The sequence below is a fragment of the Kosakonia sp. SMBL-WEM22 genome (assembly GCF_014490785.1).
Lineage (GTDB): Bacteria > Pseudomonadota > Gammaproteobacteria > Enterobacterales > Enterobacteriaceae > Kosakonia.
The window spans coordinates 3,637,903-3,655,433 of sequence record NZ_CP051488.1 but is presented as its reverse complement, the minus strand read 5'-3'; the positions used below and the strand labels follow the sequence as shown (position 1 = coordinate 3,655,433).

18 protein-coding genes are annotated in these 17,531 nt (G+C 55.6%); 9 read left to right on the top strand and 9 right to left on the bottom strand.

Annotated features, from left to right (window positions below):
• Positions 1 to 18 precede the first annotated feature (18 nt).
• From HF650_RS17530 to HF650_RS17515, 4 genes are all read left to right on the top strand, one after another.
• Positions 19 to 639, top strand: a complete 621-nt coding sequence (locus HF650_RS17530) for a YfgM family protein (protein ID WP_187799698.1) — start codon at positions 19 to 21, stop codon at positions 637 to 639.
• 10 nt (positions 640 to 649) lie between these two features.
• Positions 650 to 1,828, top strand: a complete 1,179-nt coding sequence (gene bamB, locus HF650_RS17525; protein WP_042713913.1) for an outer membrane protein assembly factor BamB — start codon at positions 650 to 652, stop codon at positions 1,826 to 1,828.
• A gap of 121 nt (positions 1,829 to 1,949) precedes the next feature.
• Positions 1,950 to 3,425: a ribosome biogenesis GTPase Der gene (gene der / locus HF650_RS17520; protein WP_187799697.1), complete on the top strand. Its 1,476-nt coding sequence runs from the start codon at positions 1,950 to 1,952 to the stop codon at positions 3,423 to 3,425.
• 86 nt (positions 3,426 to 3,511) lie between these two features.
• On the top strand, positions 3,512 to 3,727 hold the full coding sequence (locus HF650_RS17515; RefSeq protein WP_139567355.1) for a zinc ribbon domain-containing protein: 216 nt from the start codon (positions 3,512 to 3,514) through the stop codon (positions 3,725 to 3,727).
• Here the strand turns inward: HF650_RS17515 and HF650_RS17510 are convergent.
• From HF650_RS17510 to xseA, 3 genes are all read right to left on the bottom strand, one after another.
• The gene (locus HF650_RS17510; RefSeq protein WP_187799696.1) at positions 3,724 to 4,065 is read right to left on the bottom strand and encodes a protealysin inhibitor emfourin; all 342 of its coding nucleotides are present in this window, start codon (positions 4,063 to 4,065) and stop codon (positions 3,724 to 3,726) included. The two genes, HF650_RS17515 and HF650_RS17510, sit on opposite strands and share 4 nt — an antisense overlap.
• Positions 4,065 to 5,090: a M4 family metallopeptidase gene (locus tag HF650_RS17505; RefSeq protein ID WP_187799695.1), complete on the bottom strand. Its 1,026-nt coding sequence runs from the start codon at positions 5,088 to 5,090 to the stop codon at positions 4,065 to 4,067. The genes HF650_RS17510 and HF650_RS17505 overlap by 1 nt, the downstream gene beginning before the upstream one ends.
• A gap of 69 nt (positions 5,091 to 5,159) precedes the next feature.
• A complete protein-coding gene (gene xseA, locus HF650_RS17500; protein ID WP_187799694.1) occupies positions 5,160 to 6,533 on the bottom strand; it encodes an exodeoxyribonuclease VII large subunit in 1,374 nt (457 codons plus the stop codon).
• A 158-nt stretch (positions 6,534 to 6,691) separates the two neighbouring features.
• Here xseA and guaB point away from each other — a divergent pair, with 158 nt between their 5' ends.
• Complete coding sequence (gene guaB, locus HF650_RS17495; RefSeq protein ID WP_023481215.1) at positions 6,692 to 8,158, top strand: IMP dehydrogenase; 1,467 nt, start codon at positions 6,692 to 6,694, stop codon at positions 8,156 to 8,158.
• A 70-nt stretch (positions 8,159 to 8,228) separates the two neighbouring features.
• Positions 8,229 to 9,806 carry a glutamine-hydrolyzing GMP synthase gene (gene guaA, locus HF650_RS17490; protein WP_187799693.1) on the top strand — a complete coding sequence of 526 codons (1,578 nt, stop codon included), beginning with the start codon at positions 8,229 to 8,231 and terminating at the stop codon, positions 9,804 to 9,806.
• A 155-nt stretch (positions 9,807 to 9,961) separates the two neighbouring features.
• On the opposite strand, the gene HF650_RS17485 is transcribed toward guaA, so the two are convergent.
• From HF650_RS17485 to HF650_RS17470, 4 genes are all read right to left on the bottom strand, one after another.
• Positions 9,962 to 10,297, bottom strand: coding sequence for a hypothetical protein (locus HF650_RS17485; protein WP_187799692.1), 336 nt, complete (start codon positions 10,295 to 10,297; stop codon positions 9,962 to 9,964).
• A gap of 1 nt (position 10,298) precedes the next feature.
• A complete protein-coding gene (locus tag HF650_RS17480; RefSeq protein WP_187799691.1) occupies positions 10,299 to 10,487 on the bottom strand; it encodes a hypothetical protein in 189 nt (62 codons plus the stop codon).
• 104 nt (positions 10,488 to 10,591) lie between these two features.
• Entirely contained in the window at positions 10,592 to 11,206 is a 615-nt protein-coding gene (locus HF650_RS17475) for an SMI1/KNR4 family protein (protein WP_187799690.1), read from the bottom strand.
• Positions 11,207 to 11,218: 12 nt separating this feature from the next.
• Positions 11,219 to 11,791, bottom strand: coding sequence for a hypothetical protein (locus tag HF650_RS17470; protein WP_223284199.1), 573 nt, complete (start codon positions 11,789 to 11,791; stop codon positions 11,219 to 11,221).
• A gap of 179 nt (positions 11,792 to 11,970) precedes the next feature.
• On the opposite strand from HF650_RS17470, the gene HF650_RS17465 reads away from it, so the two are divergent.
• The 3 genes from HF650_RS17465 to HF650_RS17455 all read left to right on the top strand — a co-directional run bounded on the left by HF650_RS17465 (position 11,971) and on the right by HF650_RS17455 (position 14,913).
• On the top strand, positions 11,971 to 13,590 hold the full coding sequence (locus HF650_RS17465) for a hypothetical protein (protein ID WP_187799689.1): 1,620 nt from the start codon (positions 11,971 to 11,973) through the stop codon (positions 13,588 to 13,590).
• Positions 13,591 to 13,823: 233 nt separating this feature from the next.
• Complete coding sequence (locus HF650_RS17460; protein WP_187799688.1) at positions 13,824 to 14,420, top strand: hypothetical protein; 597 nt, start codon at positions 13,824 to 13,826, stop codon at positions 14,418 to 14,420.
• Between the two features lie 97 nt (positions 14,421 to 14,517).
• Entirely contained in the window at positions 14,518 to 14,913 is a 396-nt protein-coding gene (locus HF650_RS17455; RefSeq protein ID WP_187799687.1) for a VOC family protein, read from the top strand.
• A gap of 11 nt (positions 14,914 to 14,924) precedes the next feature.
• Here HF650_RS17455 and iraP read toward each other — a convergent pair whose 3' ends face one another.
• Entirely contained in the window at positions 14,925 to 15,266 is a 342-nt protein-coding gene (iraP, locus tag HF650_RS17450) for an anti-adapter protein IraP (protein ID WP_187799686.1), read from the bottom strand.
• A gap of 196 nt (positions 15,267 to 15,462) precedes the next feature.
• The gene (locus tag HF650_RS17445) at positions 15,463 to 17,238 is read right to left on the bottom strand and encodes an EAL domain-containing protein (protein ID WP_187799685.1); all 1,776 of its coding nucleotides are present in this window, start codon (positions 17,236 to 17,238) and stop codon (positions 15,463 to 15,465) included.
• Positions 17,239 to 17,531 lie beyond the last annotated feature (293 nt).

Here is a 17,531-nt window from a genome sequence, read left to right as displayed (position 1 = left end):
GTTAAGGAGAAGGACTGCGTGGAAATTTACGAAAACGAAAACGACCAGGTAGACGCGATTAAGCGCTTCTTTGCCGAGAATGGCAAAGCGCTGGCCGTTGGGGTAGTACTGGGTATCGGCGCGCTGGTGGGCTGGCGTTTCTGGAACAGCCATCAGGCGGACAATGCGCGCGAGACCTCGCAGGCGTATGAAAGCGCGGTAACCGCGCTGCAGGCCGGCAAACAGGACTCTTTTGCCGCTGCGGAAAAATTCGCTGCTGATAACAAAAACAGCTACGGTGCGCTGGCGTCACTTGAGCTGGCTCAGCGCTACGTTGAGAAGAACGATCTGCAAAAAGCCGCTGCACAGCTGCAGCAGGGCATTGCCGCGACCGACGATGAGAATCTGAAGTCGATGATCAATGTCCGTCTGGCGCGCATTCAGGTGCAACTGAAGCAGCAGGACGCGGCGCTGAAAACGCTGGATGCCGTGAAAGGTGAAAGCTGGTCAGCCATCGTTGCGGATCTGCGCGGCGAAGCGTTGCTGAGCAAAGGCGACAAAAAAGGTGCGCGCACCGCATGGGAAAACGGCATTAAAAACAATGCTTCTCCTGCGCTGAGTGAAATGATGCAGATGAAAATTAATAATTTGTCCATCTAAGAGGGACCCGATGCAATTGCGTAAATTACTCCTGCCAGGGCTGCTTTCCGTCACGTTATTGAGCGGCTGTTCCCTCTTCAACAGCGAAGAAGATGTTGTCAAAATGTCGCCGCTGCCGGTGGTTGAAAACCAGTTCACGCCGACAACGTCGTGGAGCACCTCCGTCGGTAACGGTATCGGCAAGTACTACTCCACCCTGCACCCGGCCTTTGCCGATGGCGTGGTCTACGCCGCCGATCGTCATGGTGTGGTGAAAGCGCTCAGCATTGATGATGGCCGCGAAATCTGGTCGGTAAACCTGGCTGAGAAAGATGGCTGGTTCTCCACCCGCGCCGCGCTGCTCTCCGGCGGTGTGACCGTTTCCGGCGGTAAAGTCTACATCGGTACCGAGCAGGCGCAGGTCTATGCGCTGAATGCCAGCGATGGTTCCGTGGCCTGGAAAACCGGCGTAGTGGGTGAAGCCCTCTCTCGCCCGGTAGTCAGCGATGGTCTGGTGCTGATTCACACCAGCAACGGTCAGTTGCAGGCGCTGAACGAAGCGGATGGCGCGGTGAAATGGACCGTTAACCTTGATATGCCGTCGCTCTCCCTGCGCGGTGAATCTGCGCCGACCACCGCGTTTGGTGCTGCCATTGTTGGCGGTGATAACGGACGCGTCAGCGCCGTGCTGATGCAGCAGGGCCAGTTGATCTGGCAGCAGCGTATCTCACAGGCGAATGGCCCGACGGAAATCGACCGTCTGAGCGACGTCGATACCACGCCGGTGGTGGTAAATGGTGTGGTTTACGCGCTGGCCTATAACGGTAATATGACGGCGCTGGATCTGCGCAGCGGCCAGATTATGTGGAAACGCGATCTTGGCTCGGTAAGCGATTTTGTGATTGATGGTAACCGTATCTACATCATCGATCAGAACGATCGCGTGCTGGCCCTGAGCACCGACGGCGGCGTAACGCTGTGGACGCAGAGCGATCTGCTGCATCGCAACCTGACCTCTCCGGCGCTCTATAATGGTTATATTGTGACCGGCGATAGCGAAGGCTATCTCCACTGGATTAACGTCGAAGATGGTCGCTTTGTTGCCCAGCAGAAAGTCGATAGTTCCGGCTTCCTGACCGAGCCGGTGGTGGCTGGCGGCAAACTGCTTATCCAGGCGAAAGACGGCACGCTGTACGCCCTCACGCGCTAAGCGCGCTGAGAGTGTCGTATCTGAAAGACGGCTCCTGTTGCAGGAGCCGTTTTCCTGTTTTTAAAACGCCGCGTAAATCGTGACGTTTTGCTAATGAATTTTCTGCAATGAGGCTTTAAACATGGTACCTGTGGTCGCGCTTGTCGGGCGCCCTAACGTTGGGAAATCCACGCTATTCAACCGTCTTACTCGCACCCGTGATGCGCTTGTAGCGGATTTTCCGGGTCTGACTCGTGACCGTAAGTACGGTCGTGCTGAAGTAGAAGGCCGCGAATTTATCTGTATCGATACCGGCGGTATCGACGGCACCGAAGATGGCGTTGAGACGCGCATGGCGGAGCAGTCGCTGCTGGCGATTGAAGAAGCGGACGTTGTGCTGTTTATGGTTGATGCCCGCGCCGGGCTGATGCCGGCCGATATCGCTATCGCCAAACATCTGCGCTCGCGCGAGAAGCCCACCTTCCTCGTCGCCAACAAAACCGATGGTCTCGACCCGGATCAGGCGGTCTCTGACTTCTACTCCCTTGGCCTTGGCGAAATTCACGCCATTGCCGCTTCACACGGACGCGGCGTCACCAGCCTGCTTGAGCATGTGCTGATGCCGTGGATGGATGAGCTGAACCCGCCGGAAGAGGTGGATGAAGAGGCCGAGTACTGGGCGCAGTTTGAAGCCGCGGCTAACGGTGAAGCCGAAGAGCCGGAAGACGATTTCAATCCGCAGGATCTGCCGATCAAGCTGGCGATTGTCGGGCGTCCGAACGTCGGTAAGTCAACGCTCACTAACCGTATTCTCGGTGAAGACCGCGTTGTGGTGTACGACATGCCGGGCACCACCCGCGACAGCATCTACATTCCGATGCAGCGCGATGAGCGCGAATATGTGCTGATCGACACCGCGGGCGTGCGTAAGCGCGGCAAAATCACCGACGTGGTCGAGAAGTTCTCCGTTATCAAAACCCTGCAGGCGATTGAAGACGCCAACGTGGTAATGCTGGTGATTGATGCCCGCGAAGGCATCTCCGATCAGGATCTCTCCCTGCTGGGCTTTATCCTCAACAGCGGTCGCTCGCTGGTGATTGTCGTCAACAAGTGGGACGGCCTGAGCCAGGAGGTGAGAGAGCAGGTGAAAGAGACGCTCGATTACCGCCTCGGCTTTATCGACTTTGCGCGCGTGCACTTTATCTCTGCCCTGCACGGCAGCGGCGTCGGTAACCTGTTTGAGTCTGTACGCGAAGCCTATGACAGCTCCACCCGCCGCGTCAGCACCGCGCTGCTGACCCGCATCATGAACATGGCGGCAGAAGATCACCAGCCGCCGCTGGTGCGTGGCCGTCGCGTGAAGCTGAAATACGCCCACGCCGGTGGTTACAACCCGCCGATTGTGGTGATCCACGGCAACCAGGTGAAAGACCTGCCGGACTCCTACAAGCGCTACCTGATGAACTATTTCCGCAAATCGCTGGAAGTGATGGGTACCCCGATTCGTATCCAGTTCAAAGAGGGCGAGAACCCGTTTGCTGACAAGCGCAACACCCTGACGCCGAACCAGTTACGTAAGCGTAAGCGCCTGATCAAGCACCTTAAGAAAGGTAAGTAACCGTTCACTTCACCCGCCGCTGGCGGGTGTTTTGTTTTTGAGGGTGTATCATTAGGTCAATCTGAAACGATTGTGAGGAGTGCGTTATGCAACTGAACTGCCCGACCTGCCACGGTGAGCTGGAACTCGCCGGAACCATGGCGCACTGCGCCACGTGCAATAAAGATATTGAGGTGAATGCTGCCTGCCCGGAGTGTCACCAGCCCCTTGAAGTATTAAAAGCCTGTGGCGCGGTGGACTACTTCTGCCAGCACGGCCACGGGCTGATTTCCAAAAAACGAGTCGAATTCACCCTGCGCTAAGGCTTGCAGATACAGCCTTCGCCTTCGCGCCACAGCTCAACGAAAGACGGCGGCGCTTTGCTCTCCGGGATCAGCAGCAGCATATCGCTCTGCCGCGTGGTCCAGGTGATCTGCAGGCGATAAAAGCGCTGGTCCCCGCGCCCCGGTGAGTCAGCCTGACCGGGAGGCTGCGCCAGCGGTAATGCCTGGTGCAGGATCTCAATCAGCCGCTGACGCTGCTCGTCGGTCAACTGGGCGATAACAATCCGCCTTCGCCCGGTGAGCATCGGGATATAAGCCACGCCGCCTTCACGGGCCAGCTCGACAACCGCATCGTCGGTCAGTTCGGGTTCGTTCATTATAAGACTCCGACATCTTTCCACGCCTGTTCGATGGCCGCCGCCACCGCTTTACCGGAACGTTTTTCGCCGTGATGAATGGTCAGTTTTGCAAAGGCGGCAAAATCGGCGTTTTGCGCCAGCTGGCGATCGCAGACCGTATCGTACCAGGCGTAGCCCGCTTTTTCCCACGCATAACCGCCAATCTCCGTGGCCGCAAGATAAAAGGCGCGGTTCGGGATACCGGAGTTAAGGTGCACGCCGCCGTTATCTTCGCGGGTTTTAATAAAGTCCTTCATGTGCGCGGGCTGCGGATCTTTGCCGAGCAGCGGATCGTTATAGGCGGTACCCGGCTCGGACATCGAGCGCAGCCCTTTGCCGTTGATCCCTTCGGCTAACAGCCCTTCGCCGATAATCCAGTCCGCCTGCTCTGCGGTTTGCTTGAGGTGGTACTGCTTGACCAGCGAACCGAAGACATCCGACAGGGATTCATTCAGCGCGCCCGATTGTTCAAAGTAGATCAGCGCCGCTTCCGACTCGGTGACGCCGTGGCTTAGCTCATGCGCCACCACATCAATGGCGATAGTGAAACGGTTAAAGATTTCACCGTCGCCATCGCCAAACACCATCTGCTGACCGTTCCAGAAGGCGTTCTGGTACTCCTGGCCGTAATGCACCGTGCCGCTCAGCACCAGGCCCTTGTTATCCAGCGAGTTACGTTTCCACTCTTTCCAGAAAAAGTCATGGGTGACGCCAAGGTAGTCATAGGCTTCATCGACGGCGACATCGCCATTGGAAGGCTGGCCCTCATAGCGCACCTGCTTACCCGGCAGGCTCTCTTTGTGCTGCGCATCGTAAATATCACGCAGCAGCTCGCCCGGCGAGTTCGCCTGTGGGGCGCTCGGTTTACCGTGGCTGTGAGCCATCAGCGTCTGGACATGCATCAGGGTCTGTTTCGCGCAGCGCTTCTGAACCTCAGAGCCCTGGTCAATGATGCGACGGAGAATGTAGGGGGGAATCACGGTGTGCGGGAAGCGAGTGGTCATGTTGATCTCCTTGATAAAATCAAAAGAACAACAAAAGTATAGGTCGCCTCACCGCATTAAGAGTTTTAACTACGGGGTTTTTCGTTTTCTCGGTTGTTTCACCGGTGTGACAATGCGCACCTCGCTCTCGACCCAGCCATCATTCAGGCGGGTAGTGAGCGTATCGCCCGCTTTCACCTGCTTAGTCTGTTTCAGCACTTTCCCGTCGGTGGCGGTAGTGACGCTATAGCCGCGCGCCAGCGTCGCCAGCGGGCTGACGGCCTCCAGATGGGTGAGGGCGGTGCCGAAGCGCTCGCGCGTGCTGCCGAGACGATCGCGAATCGACTGGCTCAGGCGATACTCAAGCTGTTGCACCCGGGTTTGCGCCCGGTGGATGCGCGGCTGGGGGTTGTGATGATTGAGCCGTTGCACGACGCGCTGTTGACGTGTATTCGCGCGCTTAAGCTGCGTATCCAGCGCGTTGTGCATGCGCTGCTGCAAGCGGTCGAGCACCGTCTGCTGACGCGCGAGGCGCAGTTGCGGGTGTTGCTGTTGCAGACGGTGATGAAGCTGGGCAAAGCGGCGGTTGCGCCCTGCCAGATAGTAATCCATGCCCATCTCCAGACGCTGCTGCATCGCCTGCACCTGGCGCAGCAGTTCAAGCTGGTTGCGGCTGACAATCTCCGCTGCCGCCGAAGGGGTGGGTGCGCGCAGGTCGGCGACGAAATCGGCGATGGTGACATCCGTTTCATGGCCGACGGCGCTGACAATCGGAATCCGGCTGGCAAAAATGGCGCGCGCGACGCGTTCGTCGTTGAAACTCCAGAGATCTTCCAGTGAACCACCGCCGCGCCCGACAATCAGCACATCACATTCGTTACGGCTGTTGGCAAGGGCAATGGCGCGCACGATTTGCGCCGGTGCATCTTCGCCCTGTACGGCGGTCGGGTAGATCACCACAGGCAGCGACGGGTCGCGGCGTTTCAGCACATGCAAAATATCGTGCAGCGCGGCACCGGTTTTCGAGGTGATCACCCCAACGCAGTGCGCGGGTGAGGGCAGGGGATGTTTAAATTGCTGATCGAACAGCCCTTCCGCTGCCAGCTTCGCTTTCAGCTGCTCATACTTCTGCTGTAATAGCCCTTCACCCGCCGGTTGCATGCTCTCAACGATGATTTGGTATTCACCGCGCGGCTCATACATGGTGATGTTGGCGCGCACCAGCACCTGCTGCCCATGCTGCGGGCGGAAGGTGACGCGGCGGTTGCTGTTGCGGAACATCGCGCAGCGCACCTGGGCGGTGTCATCTTTTAAGGTGAAGTACCAGTGACCGGAAGCGGGCTGGGTAAAGTTGGAGATTTCGCCGCTGATCCACACCTGGCCCAGCTCGCGTTCCAGTAGCGATCGTACCGTCTGGTTAAGGCGGCTGACAGTATAAATGGAGGGAGTTTGCAATGAGGACATGTGAGCCAGATCAAATTCTAAATCAGCAAGTTATTCGGTCGATAGTAGCCTGATGTCACCTGATTACAAGTATTTTTCCAAAAAAGTGTAGATGCAATCGGTTACGCTCTGTATAATGCCACGGCAATATTTAACCACCCAGGTCAGAGATATTGCCCATGCTACGTATCGCTAAAGAAGCTTTGACGTTTGACGACGTCCTCCTCGTTCCCGCCCACTCCACTGTTCTGCCGAATACCGCCGATTTAAGCACTCAGCTGACGAAGACCATTCGCCTGAACATTCCTATGCTCTCTGCGGCAATGGACACCGTAACGGAAGCGCGTCTGGCGATCGCCCTCGCACAGGAAGGCGGCATTGGCTTTATTCACAAAAACATGTCTATCGAGCGCCAGGCAGATGAAGTACGCCGCGTGAAGAAACATGAGTCTGGCGTGGTAAAAGAGCCGCAGACCGTGCTGCCGACCACCACCCTGCGTGAAGTGAAAGAGCTGACCGAGCGTAACGGCTTCGCCGGCTACCCGGTTGTTAACGAAGAGAACGAACTGGTGGGCATCATCACCGGGCGTGACGTGCGTTTTGTTACCGACCTCAACCAGCCGGTCAGCGTTTATATGACGCCGAAAGAGCGCCTGGTTACGGTACGTGAAGGTGAAGCGCGCGAAGTCGTGTTTGCCAAAATGCATGAAAAGCGCGTCGAAAAAGCGCTGGTGGTGGATGACAGCTTCCACCTGCTCGGCATGATCACTGTTAAAGATTTCCAGAAAGCAGAACGTAAACCGAACGCCTGTAAAGATGAGCAGGGTCGTCTGCGCGTTGGCGCAGCGGTCGGCGCGGGCGCGGGCAACGAAGAGCGCGTTGATGCGCTGGTTGCCGCCGGTGTTGACGTGCTGCTGATTGACTCCTCCCATGGCCACTCTGAAGGCGTGTTGCAGCGTATTCGCGAAACGCGTGCCAAATACCCGGATCTGCAAATCATCGGCGGTAACGTCGCGACCGGCGCAGGCGCTCGCGCGCTGGCTGAAGCGGGCGTCAGCGCGGTGAAAGTGGGTATCGGTCCTGGCTCGATTTGTACTACCCGTATTGTGACCGGTGTGGGTGTTCCGCAGATCACTGCCGTATCTGACGCGGTTGAAGCGCTGGAAGGGATGGACATCCCGGTTATCGCCGATGGCGGCATCCGCTTCTCTGGCGATATCGCTAAAGCGATCGCCGCTGGCGCAAGCGCGGTAATGGTCGGCTCTATGCTGGCAGGTACCGAAGAGTCCCCGGGCGAAATCGAACTCTACCAGGGCCGCTCTTACAAATCCTATCGCGGGATGGGCTCGCTGGGCGCGATGTCCAAAGGCTCCTCCGATCGCTACTTCCAGACCGATAACGCTGCCGACAAACTGGTGCCGGAAGGTATCGAAGGCCGCGTAGCGTACAAAGGTCGTCTGAAAGAGATTATTCACCAGCAGATGGGCGGCCTGCGTTCCTGTATGGGTCTGACCGGCTGTGGTACCATCGACGCCCTGCGCACCAAAGCGGAGTTCGTGCGCATTAGCGGCGCGGGCATCCAGGAGAGCCACGTTCACGACGTGACCATCACCAAGGAATCCCCCAACTACCGCATGGGTTCTTAATGCAATTCGCGCCCGGTTTTTGCCGGGCGTTGACTTTTCTATCTCGCTCTTTGCCTCGGAACTAACGTCAATGACGGACAATATTCATAAACATCGCATTCTTATCCTCGACTTTGGCTCGCAATACACTCAGCTAGTCGCACGCCGTGTGCGTGAACTCGGCGTCTACTGCGAACTGTGGGCGTGGGATGTCACTGAAGCGCAGATCCGCGACTTCAACCCAAGCGGCATCATCCTCTCCGGCGGCCCGGAAAGCACCACCGAAGAGAACAGCCCGCGCGCGCCGCAATACGTTTTCGACGCCGGTGTGCCGGTGCTCGGCGTCTGCTACGGCATGCAGACCATGGCGATGCAGCTTGGCGGCCACGTTCAAGGCTCTAACGAGCGTGAATTTGGTTATGCGCAGGTTGAAGTGCAGACCGAAAGCGCGCTGATCCGTGGGATTGAAGATGCCCTGACCGCAGACGGCAAAGCGCTGCTGGATGTGTGGATGAGCCACGGCGATAAAGTGACGGCGATCCCGTCCGGCTTTGTGACCGTTGCCAGCACTGAAACCTGCCCGTTCGCCATTATGGCTAACGAAGAGAAGCGTTTCTACGGCGTGCAGTTCCACCCGGAAGTGACGCACACCCGCCAGGGGCTGCGTATGCTGGAGCGTTTTGTGCGCGATATCTGCGAGTGCGAAGCGCTGTGGACACCGGCAAAAATCATCGATGACGCCGTTGAGCGTATCCGCCAGCAGGTTGGCAACGATAAGGTGATCCTCGGCCTCTCTGGCGGCGTGGACTCCTCCGTCACCGCGATGCTGCTGCACCGCGCGATTGGCAAGAACCTGACCTGCGTCTTCGTCGATAACGGCCTGCTGCGCCTGAACGAAGCCGAGCAGGTGCTGGATATGTTCGGCGACCACTTTGGTCTGAACATTGTTCATGTTCCGGCAGAAGAGCGCTTCCTCGGTGCGCTGGCGGGCGAAAACGATCCGGAAGCGAAACGTAAAATCATCGGCCGCGTCTTTGTTGAAGTATTCGATGAAGAAGCGCTGAAGCTGGAAGATGTGAAGTGGTTGGCACAGGGCACCATCTACCCGGACGTGATTGAGTCCGCAGCCTCTGCGACCGGTAAAGCGCACGTTATTAAGTCTCACCATAACGTTGGCGGCCTGCCGAAAGAGATGAAGATGGGGCTGGTTGAGCCGCTGAAAGAGCTGTTCAAAGATGAAGTGCGCAAAATCGGCCTCGAACTCGGCCTGCCGTACGACATGCTGTTCCGCCATCCGTTCCCGGGCCCGGGCCTCGGCGTTCGCGTCCTCGGCGAAGTGAAGAAAGAGTACTGCGACCTGCTGCGCCGCGCTGACCATATCTTTATCGAAGAGCTGCGCAAAGCCGATCTCTACAACAAAGTGAGCCAGGCGTTCACCGTCTTCCTGCCCGTGCGTTCCGTCGGCGTGATGGGCGATGGCCGTAAGTATGACTGGGTTGTCTCCCTGCGCGCGGTCGAAACCATCGACTTTATGACCGCCCACTGGGCGCACCTGCCGTATGATTTCCTCGGCCGCGTCTCTAACCGCATTATCAACGAAGTTAACGGTATTTCCCGTGTCGTATATGACATCAGCGGGAAGCCGCCGGCGACGATTGAGTGGGAATAATCGAATAGCTTTTCCCGAGTTTTTAAGAGATCTAAATTAAATTTAACCCACTGTTCCTACAGTGGGTTTTTTTATATGTGACGCTATAAGATTTAGATGAGTGGGGTGCTTTATATTCAGGATTCGCGAATTTAAAGATGCTTGTAATAGCGGGCTTACTCTATTTTGACTTTTTTAGGAGCTATTGCGGATAGCGAAATCATAAATCCTGTTAATGCGGCGATGATTAACGGGAAAATAAAGGCGTCGGATGTTCTGAGCGGGTTTTTAATATCAAACAGGATAACAATAAAAAAAGCGCTGGTTGCAAAGGTCGAGGATGAATAAACCTCATTCATTTTGAACTGGAGTTTATCAAGCGAGAAGGGTGGAGTCTCTTTGCATAATGCATCCCAGGTGAGATGCACTGCAAGGTAACCTATACACAGGATGAAATAAAAGCGGGTTAACTCCTGTGTATTCTGCGGTGCAAGCCAGTCAAGAAGGTGCATTTTAGTGAGCAGGCTTCCTTGCAGCATAGAGCGCGGGCAGAACTACCGCACCTGCTAAAGCAAAGCTGTAGGCAATACCTGCCGTAACGGTGAAAGCTGGAATGAGAAATGACAGACCGCCGGGAAGGGCAAATCCTAAACCTGCACCACCAATGATCGCTTTCATCAACGTAATCACATTGATTTCCATACTTCCTCCCATATCCCAAAAGGCTGCATTATCTGTGGGGGAATTCTAAGGAGCTGCCTGTAATCTGTACAGAATTATTTCCAGTCAATACGAGGCCGCTTCCATTAATACATCCACTTCTCCACTACCTCATCCCCGAGCCGTTCGCGCAGCAGTTCCTCATTCTCCTCCTCGCCGTGGGCTTCGAGCAGGCATTTGAACATTAGCGCGTCGAGATACTGCCCGGCATCGCGAAATATCTGCGTCAGCATCGGCGAGGTGTCGTGGTCGAAATACCACACTTCGGCGGTTTCGCGGTGAAAGCACCACAAATTACCGTTACCGAGATAGTCGCCAAAGGCGATCAGGTTATTAACCAGCTTCCACTGCGGGTCATCCTGCGGCACATCCTCAAGGATATCGCTAATGCCGGGATAGGCCGCCAGCAGTGGTTCGATAGCAGCATATTGCGCAGGCGTCACGCTGCACAGGGTTTCAGCGAGGTTCAGTTCGCCAATCTGCTGATGATAGGTGCGCAGCACCGGCGGCAGCGGGCAGCCGATGCGCTGCTCAAGGTCAGCAATCTCCGCGTCGCTAGCGGGCGTTGCGGGAGCAGGATTATCCCACTGATCGCGCCAGGCCTGTACACAGTCGCGCCACCAGGCAAGGCGGGCGTGCTCATCGGTAAATTCCGGCCACACCAGCGGCGGAAGCGGGCGGTTATCGCTCTCATTACTCATTGTTGGGCGCTCTCAATTAATAGCTCTGGCTGTCGACGCTAAAAAGATAGTTGATATCAAGGTTGGGCGCGGGTTTCGCATTGTCGTTTTTCTCCAGCACAAACTCAAATGCTGGCTGATAGTCATTCTCGCGGAACACCTCACCTGCAAGGATCTCCACCGAGTAAGTGCCATTTTAAGGGCGATATGCGGGCGGTTGGGCGCTTCATAGCGCTGCAATAACGCACTGATACGTTTATCGGTAAAGTCGTCGAGAATGCGCCAGGTAAAGAGCTGCACCTGACCATGCGCGACGCGCAGCGTGTAACCTGGGCGGCGGTGCTGGAGATTGTTTTCCGCCTTCAGCAGCTCCGGCGTTTCGGGCGGCAGAGTGAAAATAATGGTGTAGGGGTAATTTTCAACGCCCGTCATCGGGATCAGCACGCCTTCGAGCACCGCCTTATCGCCGCTCTCATTGCGGGTAAACTCTGTTGCCAGATCGTCAGCGAGATTGTTGTCATCCTTGAACTTTTTCAGCAGGCGGATATCAGCAAGCAGAAAGTAGTTCACCAGATCGTTCAGCACTTCATTGCATTCATAGCGCACGCGTTACCCTTAGATTTATCTTGTTGTAGAGGGATTGTTACTGCTCTGAAAGGTACGATCACCTACTTGATCAGGGGGGCAACTCTGTGCGGCAGAGGCATAATCAGCTATAAACAGGCGTAAGGTCGGCGTTTTGCGCATCCGGCGAACATCAGGAATTCAATACAAGGAATATGAGTATGCAGCGATGGTTAGCAAAACTCCTCGGTAAACAAGAGGCTGCAGAGCAGAGCGCACCTTTCCCGCTTCCCTGGCCGGGCGACAGGCAGAGCATCTACCACTTTCTCGCCCCTTATGCCGACGGCAGCGCGCCGTTGCCGGAGCAGGCGCAGACCCTGCCGGATGAAGATACCCTTGAAGGCGAGCTGCGCTGGGTGGCGGGCGGCATGGATGGTGCGTTCGGTCACCACGGCGGCGGCGCAGACGCAGAAGAGGCGGCGGATGAGATTATCAGCGCATTAAGCGCCGTGCTGCGCAAACCCTCCCCGGCCAATATGAACACCTTCTATGCGCTGCTGAAAGCGCGCCCGCCGCTCGATTACATCGATATCCTGACCGACAAACTGCCGGAAGCACCTTCGCTTTCGCCGCAGCAGGTTCACGATCTGATGGTCTGGCTGGCGACTAATAGCCCGGATCGCAACCCGGTCAAATGCGCCATTGCGTTGCTGGCCTTCTTCCCCTCCGACGAGAACCGTGCGCTGGTGACCACTCTCGGCCTGCATGAGGAGTTTACGCTTTTTACCGCCGTCGCCCTGCGCAATATGCTGCCGGAAGAGGCATTTGATGCAACGCTGACGGCGCTGGCGAAACGCGTAACCGGCTGGGGGCGTATTCAGCTTATTGAGCGCCTGCCGGATGAGGTCTCTCCCGCCACCCGCGAATGGCTGCTGCGCGAGGGCTACGCCAATTCGGTGATGGAGGAGTACACCGCCTGGGATTGCGCCACCAAAGGGCGCTTGCTGGCGGCGCTTTCGGTTGACGCAGTGGATGATGGCGTGCTGACCGGCGCAGGCGACATTCTCGCGGCGCTGATTGCCGGCGGACCGGCGCGCGATATCCATGACTACCCAGAGGGCGCACAGGCCTGCCATCGCTACCTCACGCTGCTGCGCCGCAGTGAAAACGACGATCTGCGCAACTTGCTCAATACCAGCGCCATCGGCGCGTTTACCGGTGATGAAGATAACAACTGGGAGACGCTGCAAGCGGAAGGCTGGAGCGAAGAGATCCGCCAGCACATCGCGGAAGATGTCGAGGCGATTGTTGCTCAGGAGAAGTGGCTGATGCGCGTACAGCAGGATCTCACCGCCTGCGATAACGGCGATTTCTATCTCGCCCTGCGCGCAGCGAAGCTGTTAGGCATCGATACCTGGGAGCAGGTTTTTGCCCGCCAGCAAACGGTGCCCAATGAAGCGAACTGGTATGAACTGATGCAGACCGAAAGCCCGCAGCGTATGGAGCGCATTCTGCAACTTGCTGAGCAGCAGCTTGATCTGGCTGCCATTGCCAGCGGACCAGATACGCTGATGGGCCTTGGTGCTGAGTATCGCCAGCACGGCGCGCTCGATTTTATCCTCCAGGATCTCAACCGTTTTCCCGGCATGGGCTGGACGCTGATTAAAACCGGCCTGCGCAGCCCGGTGGTGCGTAACCGTCTGATGGCGCTCAACGCGCTGGAGGGCTGGCCGGAAGAGCAGCTCCCGGCGGAGCTGCACGGCATGCTGGAAACCGCCTTCCACGCGGAGCCGGATGATAACGTGCGTGCGCGGTTAGAGAAGATGCTGGCGGAAGAGTAAGCCACATTTGATAGACGATAAAGCTCGCCGCCCGGCGGGCTTTTTTATGGTTAGCTGCCTGCGTTTTTATATTCCGCGTTTGCTGATATTAATTCTTTGATTAGGGTGATTAATAAAACGCTAATAATTCAATCATGATAAATGCCTTATTAGAATCAGGGATATATTTTTTACATTATGCAAAGTCTTTGCTTTTATAACTAATCAGAAAACCGCATCTCATGGGAGTAAATATGGAAGTATCATCGATCGCCAGTGCCGTTAAGTTATTAGTGCCTGTATTACCATTTCTGAAAAAAGTACTTATCTTTGAAACATTCTTTTCCCTTTCCAATGAGAAGAAAGCAGAAGCGGTGGACTATTTAAAAACGTGCGTTGAGGAGAGCGATGCGTTAGACGCTTATCAACAGGAGTTGAAGCTATTAGAGTATAAAATGTGTCGATATCATTTCTTAAGTGATTGTGTGATAAGGTTTTACTTGCGTGATCGTAAAAAACATATTGGTTTTTGCAAGACTGTATTCAACGCAAAGAATTTTTACGATTACTCTGACGAGAAATTGAAGATCAAGAAAAATATAATTTGGTTTCCTGTTTTTATGCTTTTGATCGGTTTGATGGCAGTTGTGGGTTTCTACTTTTCATTAAGTATTGAAGGCCTTGGGTTGGGGAAATGGCTATATGTCGGCGGCTGCGCAATCGTTGCTGCTCAATACATTATTTACTCTTCGTGGATGCTGCTAAGTTATTTGCATCTTGTGCGCTATGCCAAAAAATTCAATCTATTTATTTTGCTTAATTGCGTAAGAAAAGAGCTCGTAAGAATATAATCTCTATGCGAAAGTACTTAGGCTCTTACCGACAAATCCAGCCGCGAATTCTGTGTAGGCTAAAGGCACTTAATCAACCCGATGACAGGAGTGCGGAATGTTTACTCATATGCGAATTGCCAGGCCGGTAACCAACCTTGAGCAGGCTTATCAGCAGTACAGCAAAGGATTAGGGCTGAAGCGTATTGCGGACTTCAGCGATCATGACGGTTTCAGCGGCGTGATGTTAGGCCGGGAAGGTTTGGGCTGGCATATGGAATTAACCCTCTGCCACCATCATCCGGTGCAGCCTGCGCAGACGGACGAAGATTTGCTGGTGCTCTACTACCCCGACAAAGCGGAGTGGGAAACAGCCTGCGCAACGATGCTGGAGGCCGGTTTTATTGCGGTGGCCTCGTTTAACCCCTACTGGGATCGTCACGGGCGCACCTTTGCCGATGCCGATGGCTACCGGGTGGTGATACAGAATCAGGCTTGGGTTAACGCTGAGTAAAAAGCGGCGGTCTAGCTCTGCTCTGGCCGATCGGCTGTCACGTCATCACCTGAAACGACGGCTGGAGCCTCGTCCGACTCTTTGCTGACGGCGCGCGTTAATTCGACCTGCTCATGAAATTTCACCAGCAGCAGCTCGGCGTCAGATTGCAGCGCGGCGTCGGGCGTCTCCAGCACGGAGTTAATTGACTTATTGATGCTCGCCACCATTTCATCCAGCCCGCCGCCTTTGCCGACGGTCAGCGTCAGGGCAGCAACAATAAGCGACTGCGCCTCAATCTGGGCGGTCAGCTCTTTCATCTGCGCATCCATCCTGGACATTTTTATCAGCATACTCAGTATGACGTTTTTCATAGCCTACCCATCTGAAGATATTATTTCAGACGAATATTACTCCGGGATGCAATGAATTCAATGACACTATTTGTGAATACGCGATCTTGCATACATAAAATATATATATGTATGACGGACTTGCGGTAATCCATTGATAATTATCGCTTCTGAGGCGCTCCCTCGCCTGACGGTAACCTGTTAACGCGTTGCTATATCAGACACGGATTTTCCACTCCAGCCAGCTGCTCATCTCATGCGCCGGGAGCGGGCGGGCATAGAGATATCCCTGCGCCTGGTCGCAGCCATACTTCTGCAATGTTTCGCCGGTCTGTGCATTTTCTACCCCTTCTGCCAGCACAACATAATCCAGCTCTTTCAGCATGCCGATAATGCTGCGGGCGATAATGCGTGAAGCGGTGTCTTCCGACAGTTTGGAGATCAGGCTCTGGTCCAGTTTGATGATGTCGATCGGCATACGGCGCAGATAGCTGATGTTGCTGTAGCCGGTGCCGAAATCATCGAGCGAAATGGGGAAGCCGCGCAGTTTCAGCATCTCCAGCCCTTTTAGCGCCGCCGCGCTCTCAATGATGCGTTCGGTTTCCAGACACTCAATGCCGAGCAGGCTGGTAGGCAGGCGGGCGCGGATCATGCGCGCTTCCAGGGCGTCAGCGAAACCGGGCGCAGAGATATCCTGAATACTCACGTTAACGGAGACCGGGAGCGCAAGCCCGAGCGCATGCCAGCCTGACAGTTGGGTGATCACATTGGTGATAACCCAGCCTGTCAGATCCTGTAGCAGTCCGGCCTGTTCAGCAAAGGGAATAAACATCCCCGGCGAGAGTTCGCCTTTTTGCGGATGGCGCCAGCGGATCAGCGCTTCAATGCCAACCGGTGCGTCAGTTTGCAGACACATTTTCGGCTGATAGACGAGGTAGAGTCCTGACTCTTTCCCGTTAATGGCCTGCGCCAGCTCCTCCATCAGCACCGGCATCGCTGCGGCATCTTCATCAATAATGGTTTCCGGCAACTGGAAGGTGTTCTGGCGGATGCGTTCATGCAGGGCATGCACGGCTTTATTGAGCACCTCCCTGGCGGAGAGATCGCCGGGGATAAAGTTTTTGCCCGCGGTGTGAACGCGGAACTCGACGGTGATGCCCGGCTCCAGCTCGGCGCTGACGCCCTGCAAGCGGCTGGCGATAGCGCAGGCCGAAATCTTGTCCGATGCCCGCGTCAGCAGGGCAAAGCGGCCCGTCGCCACCATATAGAGTTTGCCGCACTTCAGTGGACGCAGGCGCAGGGGAAGCATAATCGCCATATCGCGCAGCAGGTTCTCCACCGGGGCCATACCCCGGGTGCGCGCCAGCTCAAAGGCACGTGGCATGTCGATACAGTCAATCAGGATCAGGTTGCGCTCGGCGGTATCATTCGCCGCGTTCAGCAGCTGGATATCGCGCAGCAGGTGCAGCTTATTCGGCAGCCCGGTAATGGCATCCGTCAGGCCAGCGTAGTGCCAGGCTTCCAGAAACGACATCGCCAGCTCACCCAGCAGCCGCAGCGTATCAATCTGCTCTTTGGTTACCGTATGGGGGTGAGTATCCACAACGCAGAGCGTTCCAAGCGTAATGCCATCGCGGGTGGTCAACGGCACGCCCGCATAGAAGCGAATAAAGGGGCTGGAAACGGTCAGCGGATGCGTAACAAAGCGCGCATCTTGCAAGGTATCCGGCACAATAAATGGATTACCGCTGTCGACGGCATAGCGGCAGAAGGAGTTCACCCGCGAGGAGGTCTCCAGCTGAAAGTTAATCGCTGCGCGCACGTACTGATTTTCATCATCAAGCACGGAAATGAAGCTGCCGGGTATTTTTAACATTCTGGCGGCGAGCTGGGTAATTTTACGCAGCACATCATCGCGGCTGTCGTCCGGGTTCAGCAGGGCCTGTAACGCCAGAAAATGGCGCTCTTTGTCGTCGCCGATATTGAGTAACATTGTTGCCTCCCAACCGGCTGTGGACGGTGGGTAAAAAAATAAAGGGTGCTGAAAACGCTTTTTAGTTGTTACAGCGGGATGGAAGCATACCGGCAGGCAACGTCAGCCCAATGCAAATATGATTTGTATTGATAGTAGCAGTAACGGAGCGCAACTGATGCCTGTAAAAGGTGCGGTCTCACAATTATTTCATAATTTGATTTACGCCATCAGCGCCCGTCAGCGGGGGAAGAAGAGCATCAGGTGGAAGGGGATGGTCAGATTTCATAACAACACCATTAATAAATAAGAAG

Coding starts and splice junctions, on each gene's coding strand:
- HF650_RS17455 (WP_187799687.1), top strand. CDS start 14,518: ATGTTTACTCATATGCGAATTGCCAGGCCGGTAACCAACCTTGAGCAG.
- der (WP_187799697.1), top strand. CDS start 1,950: ATGGTACCTGTGGTCGCGCTTGTCGGGCGCCCTAACGTTGGGAAATCC.
- HF650_RS17510 (WP_187799696.1), bottom strand. CDS start 4,065: ATGAACGAACCCGAACTGACCGACGATGCGGTTGTCGAGCTGGCCCGT.
- HF650_RS17485 (WP_187799692.1), bottom strand. CDS start 10,297: ATGCACCTTCTTGACTGGCTTGCACCGCAGAATACACAGGAGTTAACC.
- guaA (WP_187799693.1), top strand. CDS start 8,229: ATGACGGACAATATTCATAAACATCGCATTCTTATCCTCGACTTTGGC.
- bamB (WP_042713913.1), top strand. CDS start 650: ATGCAATTGCGTAAATTACTCCTGCCAGGGCTGCTTTCCGTCACGTTA.
- HF650_RS17445 (WP_187799685.1), bottom strand. CDS start 17,238: ATGTTACTCAATATCGGCGACGACAAAGAGCGCCATTTTCTGGCGTTA.
- HF650_RS17465 (WP_187799689.1), top strand. CDS start 11,971: ATGCAGCGATGGTTAGCAAAACTCCTCGGTAAACAAGAGGCTGCAGAG.
- HF650_RS17505 (WP_187799695.1), bottom strand. CDS start 5,090: ATGACCACTCGCTTCCCGCACACCGTGATTCCCCCCTACATTCTCCGT.
- HF650_RS17480 (WP_187799691.1), bottom strand. CDS start 10,487: ATGGAAATCAATGTGATTACGTTGATGAAAGCGATCATTGGTGGTGCA.
- HF650_RS17460 (WP_187799688.1), top strand. CDS start 13,824: ATGGAAGTATCATCGATCGCCAGTGCCGTTAAGTTATTAGTGCCTGTA.
- guaB (WP_023481215.1), top strand. CDS start 6,692: ATGCTACGTATCGCTAAAGAAGCTTTGACGTTTGACGACGTCCTCCTC.
- iraP (WP_187799686.1), bottom strand. CDS start 15,266: ATGAAAAACGTCATACTGAGTATGCTGATAAAAATGTCCAGGATGGAT.
- HF650_RS17475 (WP_187799690.1), bottom strand. CDS start 11,206: ATGAGTAATGAGAGCGATAACCGCCCGCTTCCGCCGCTGGTGTGGCCG.
- HF650_RS17515 (WP_139567355.1), top strand. CDS start 3,512: ATGCAACTGAACTGCCCGACCTGCCACGGTGAGCTGGAACTCGCCGGA.
- xseA (WP_187799694.1), bottom strand. CDS start 6,533: ATGTCCTCATTGCAAACTCCCTCCATTTATACTGTCAGCCGCCTTAAC.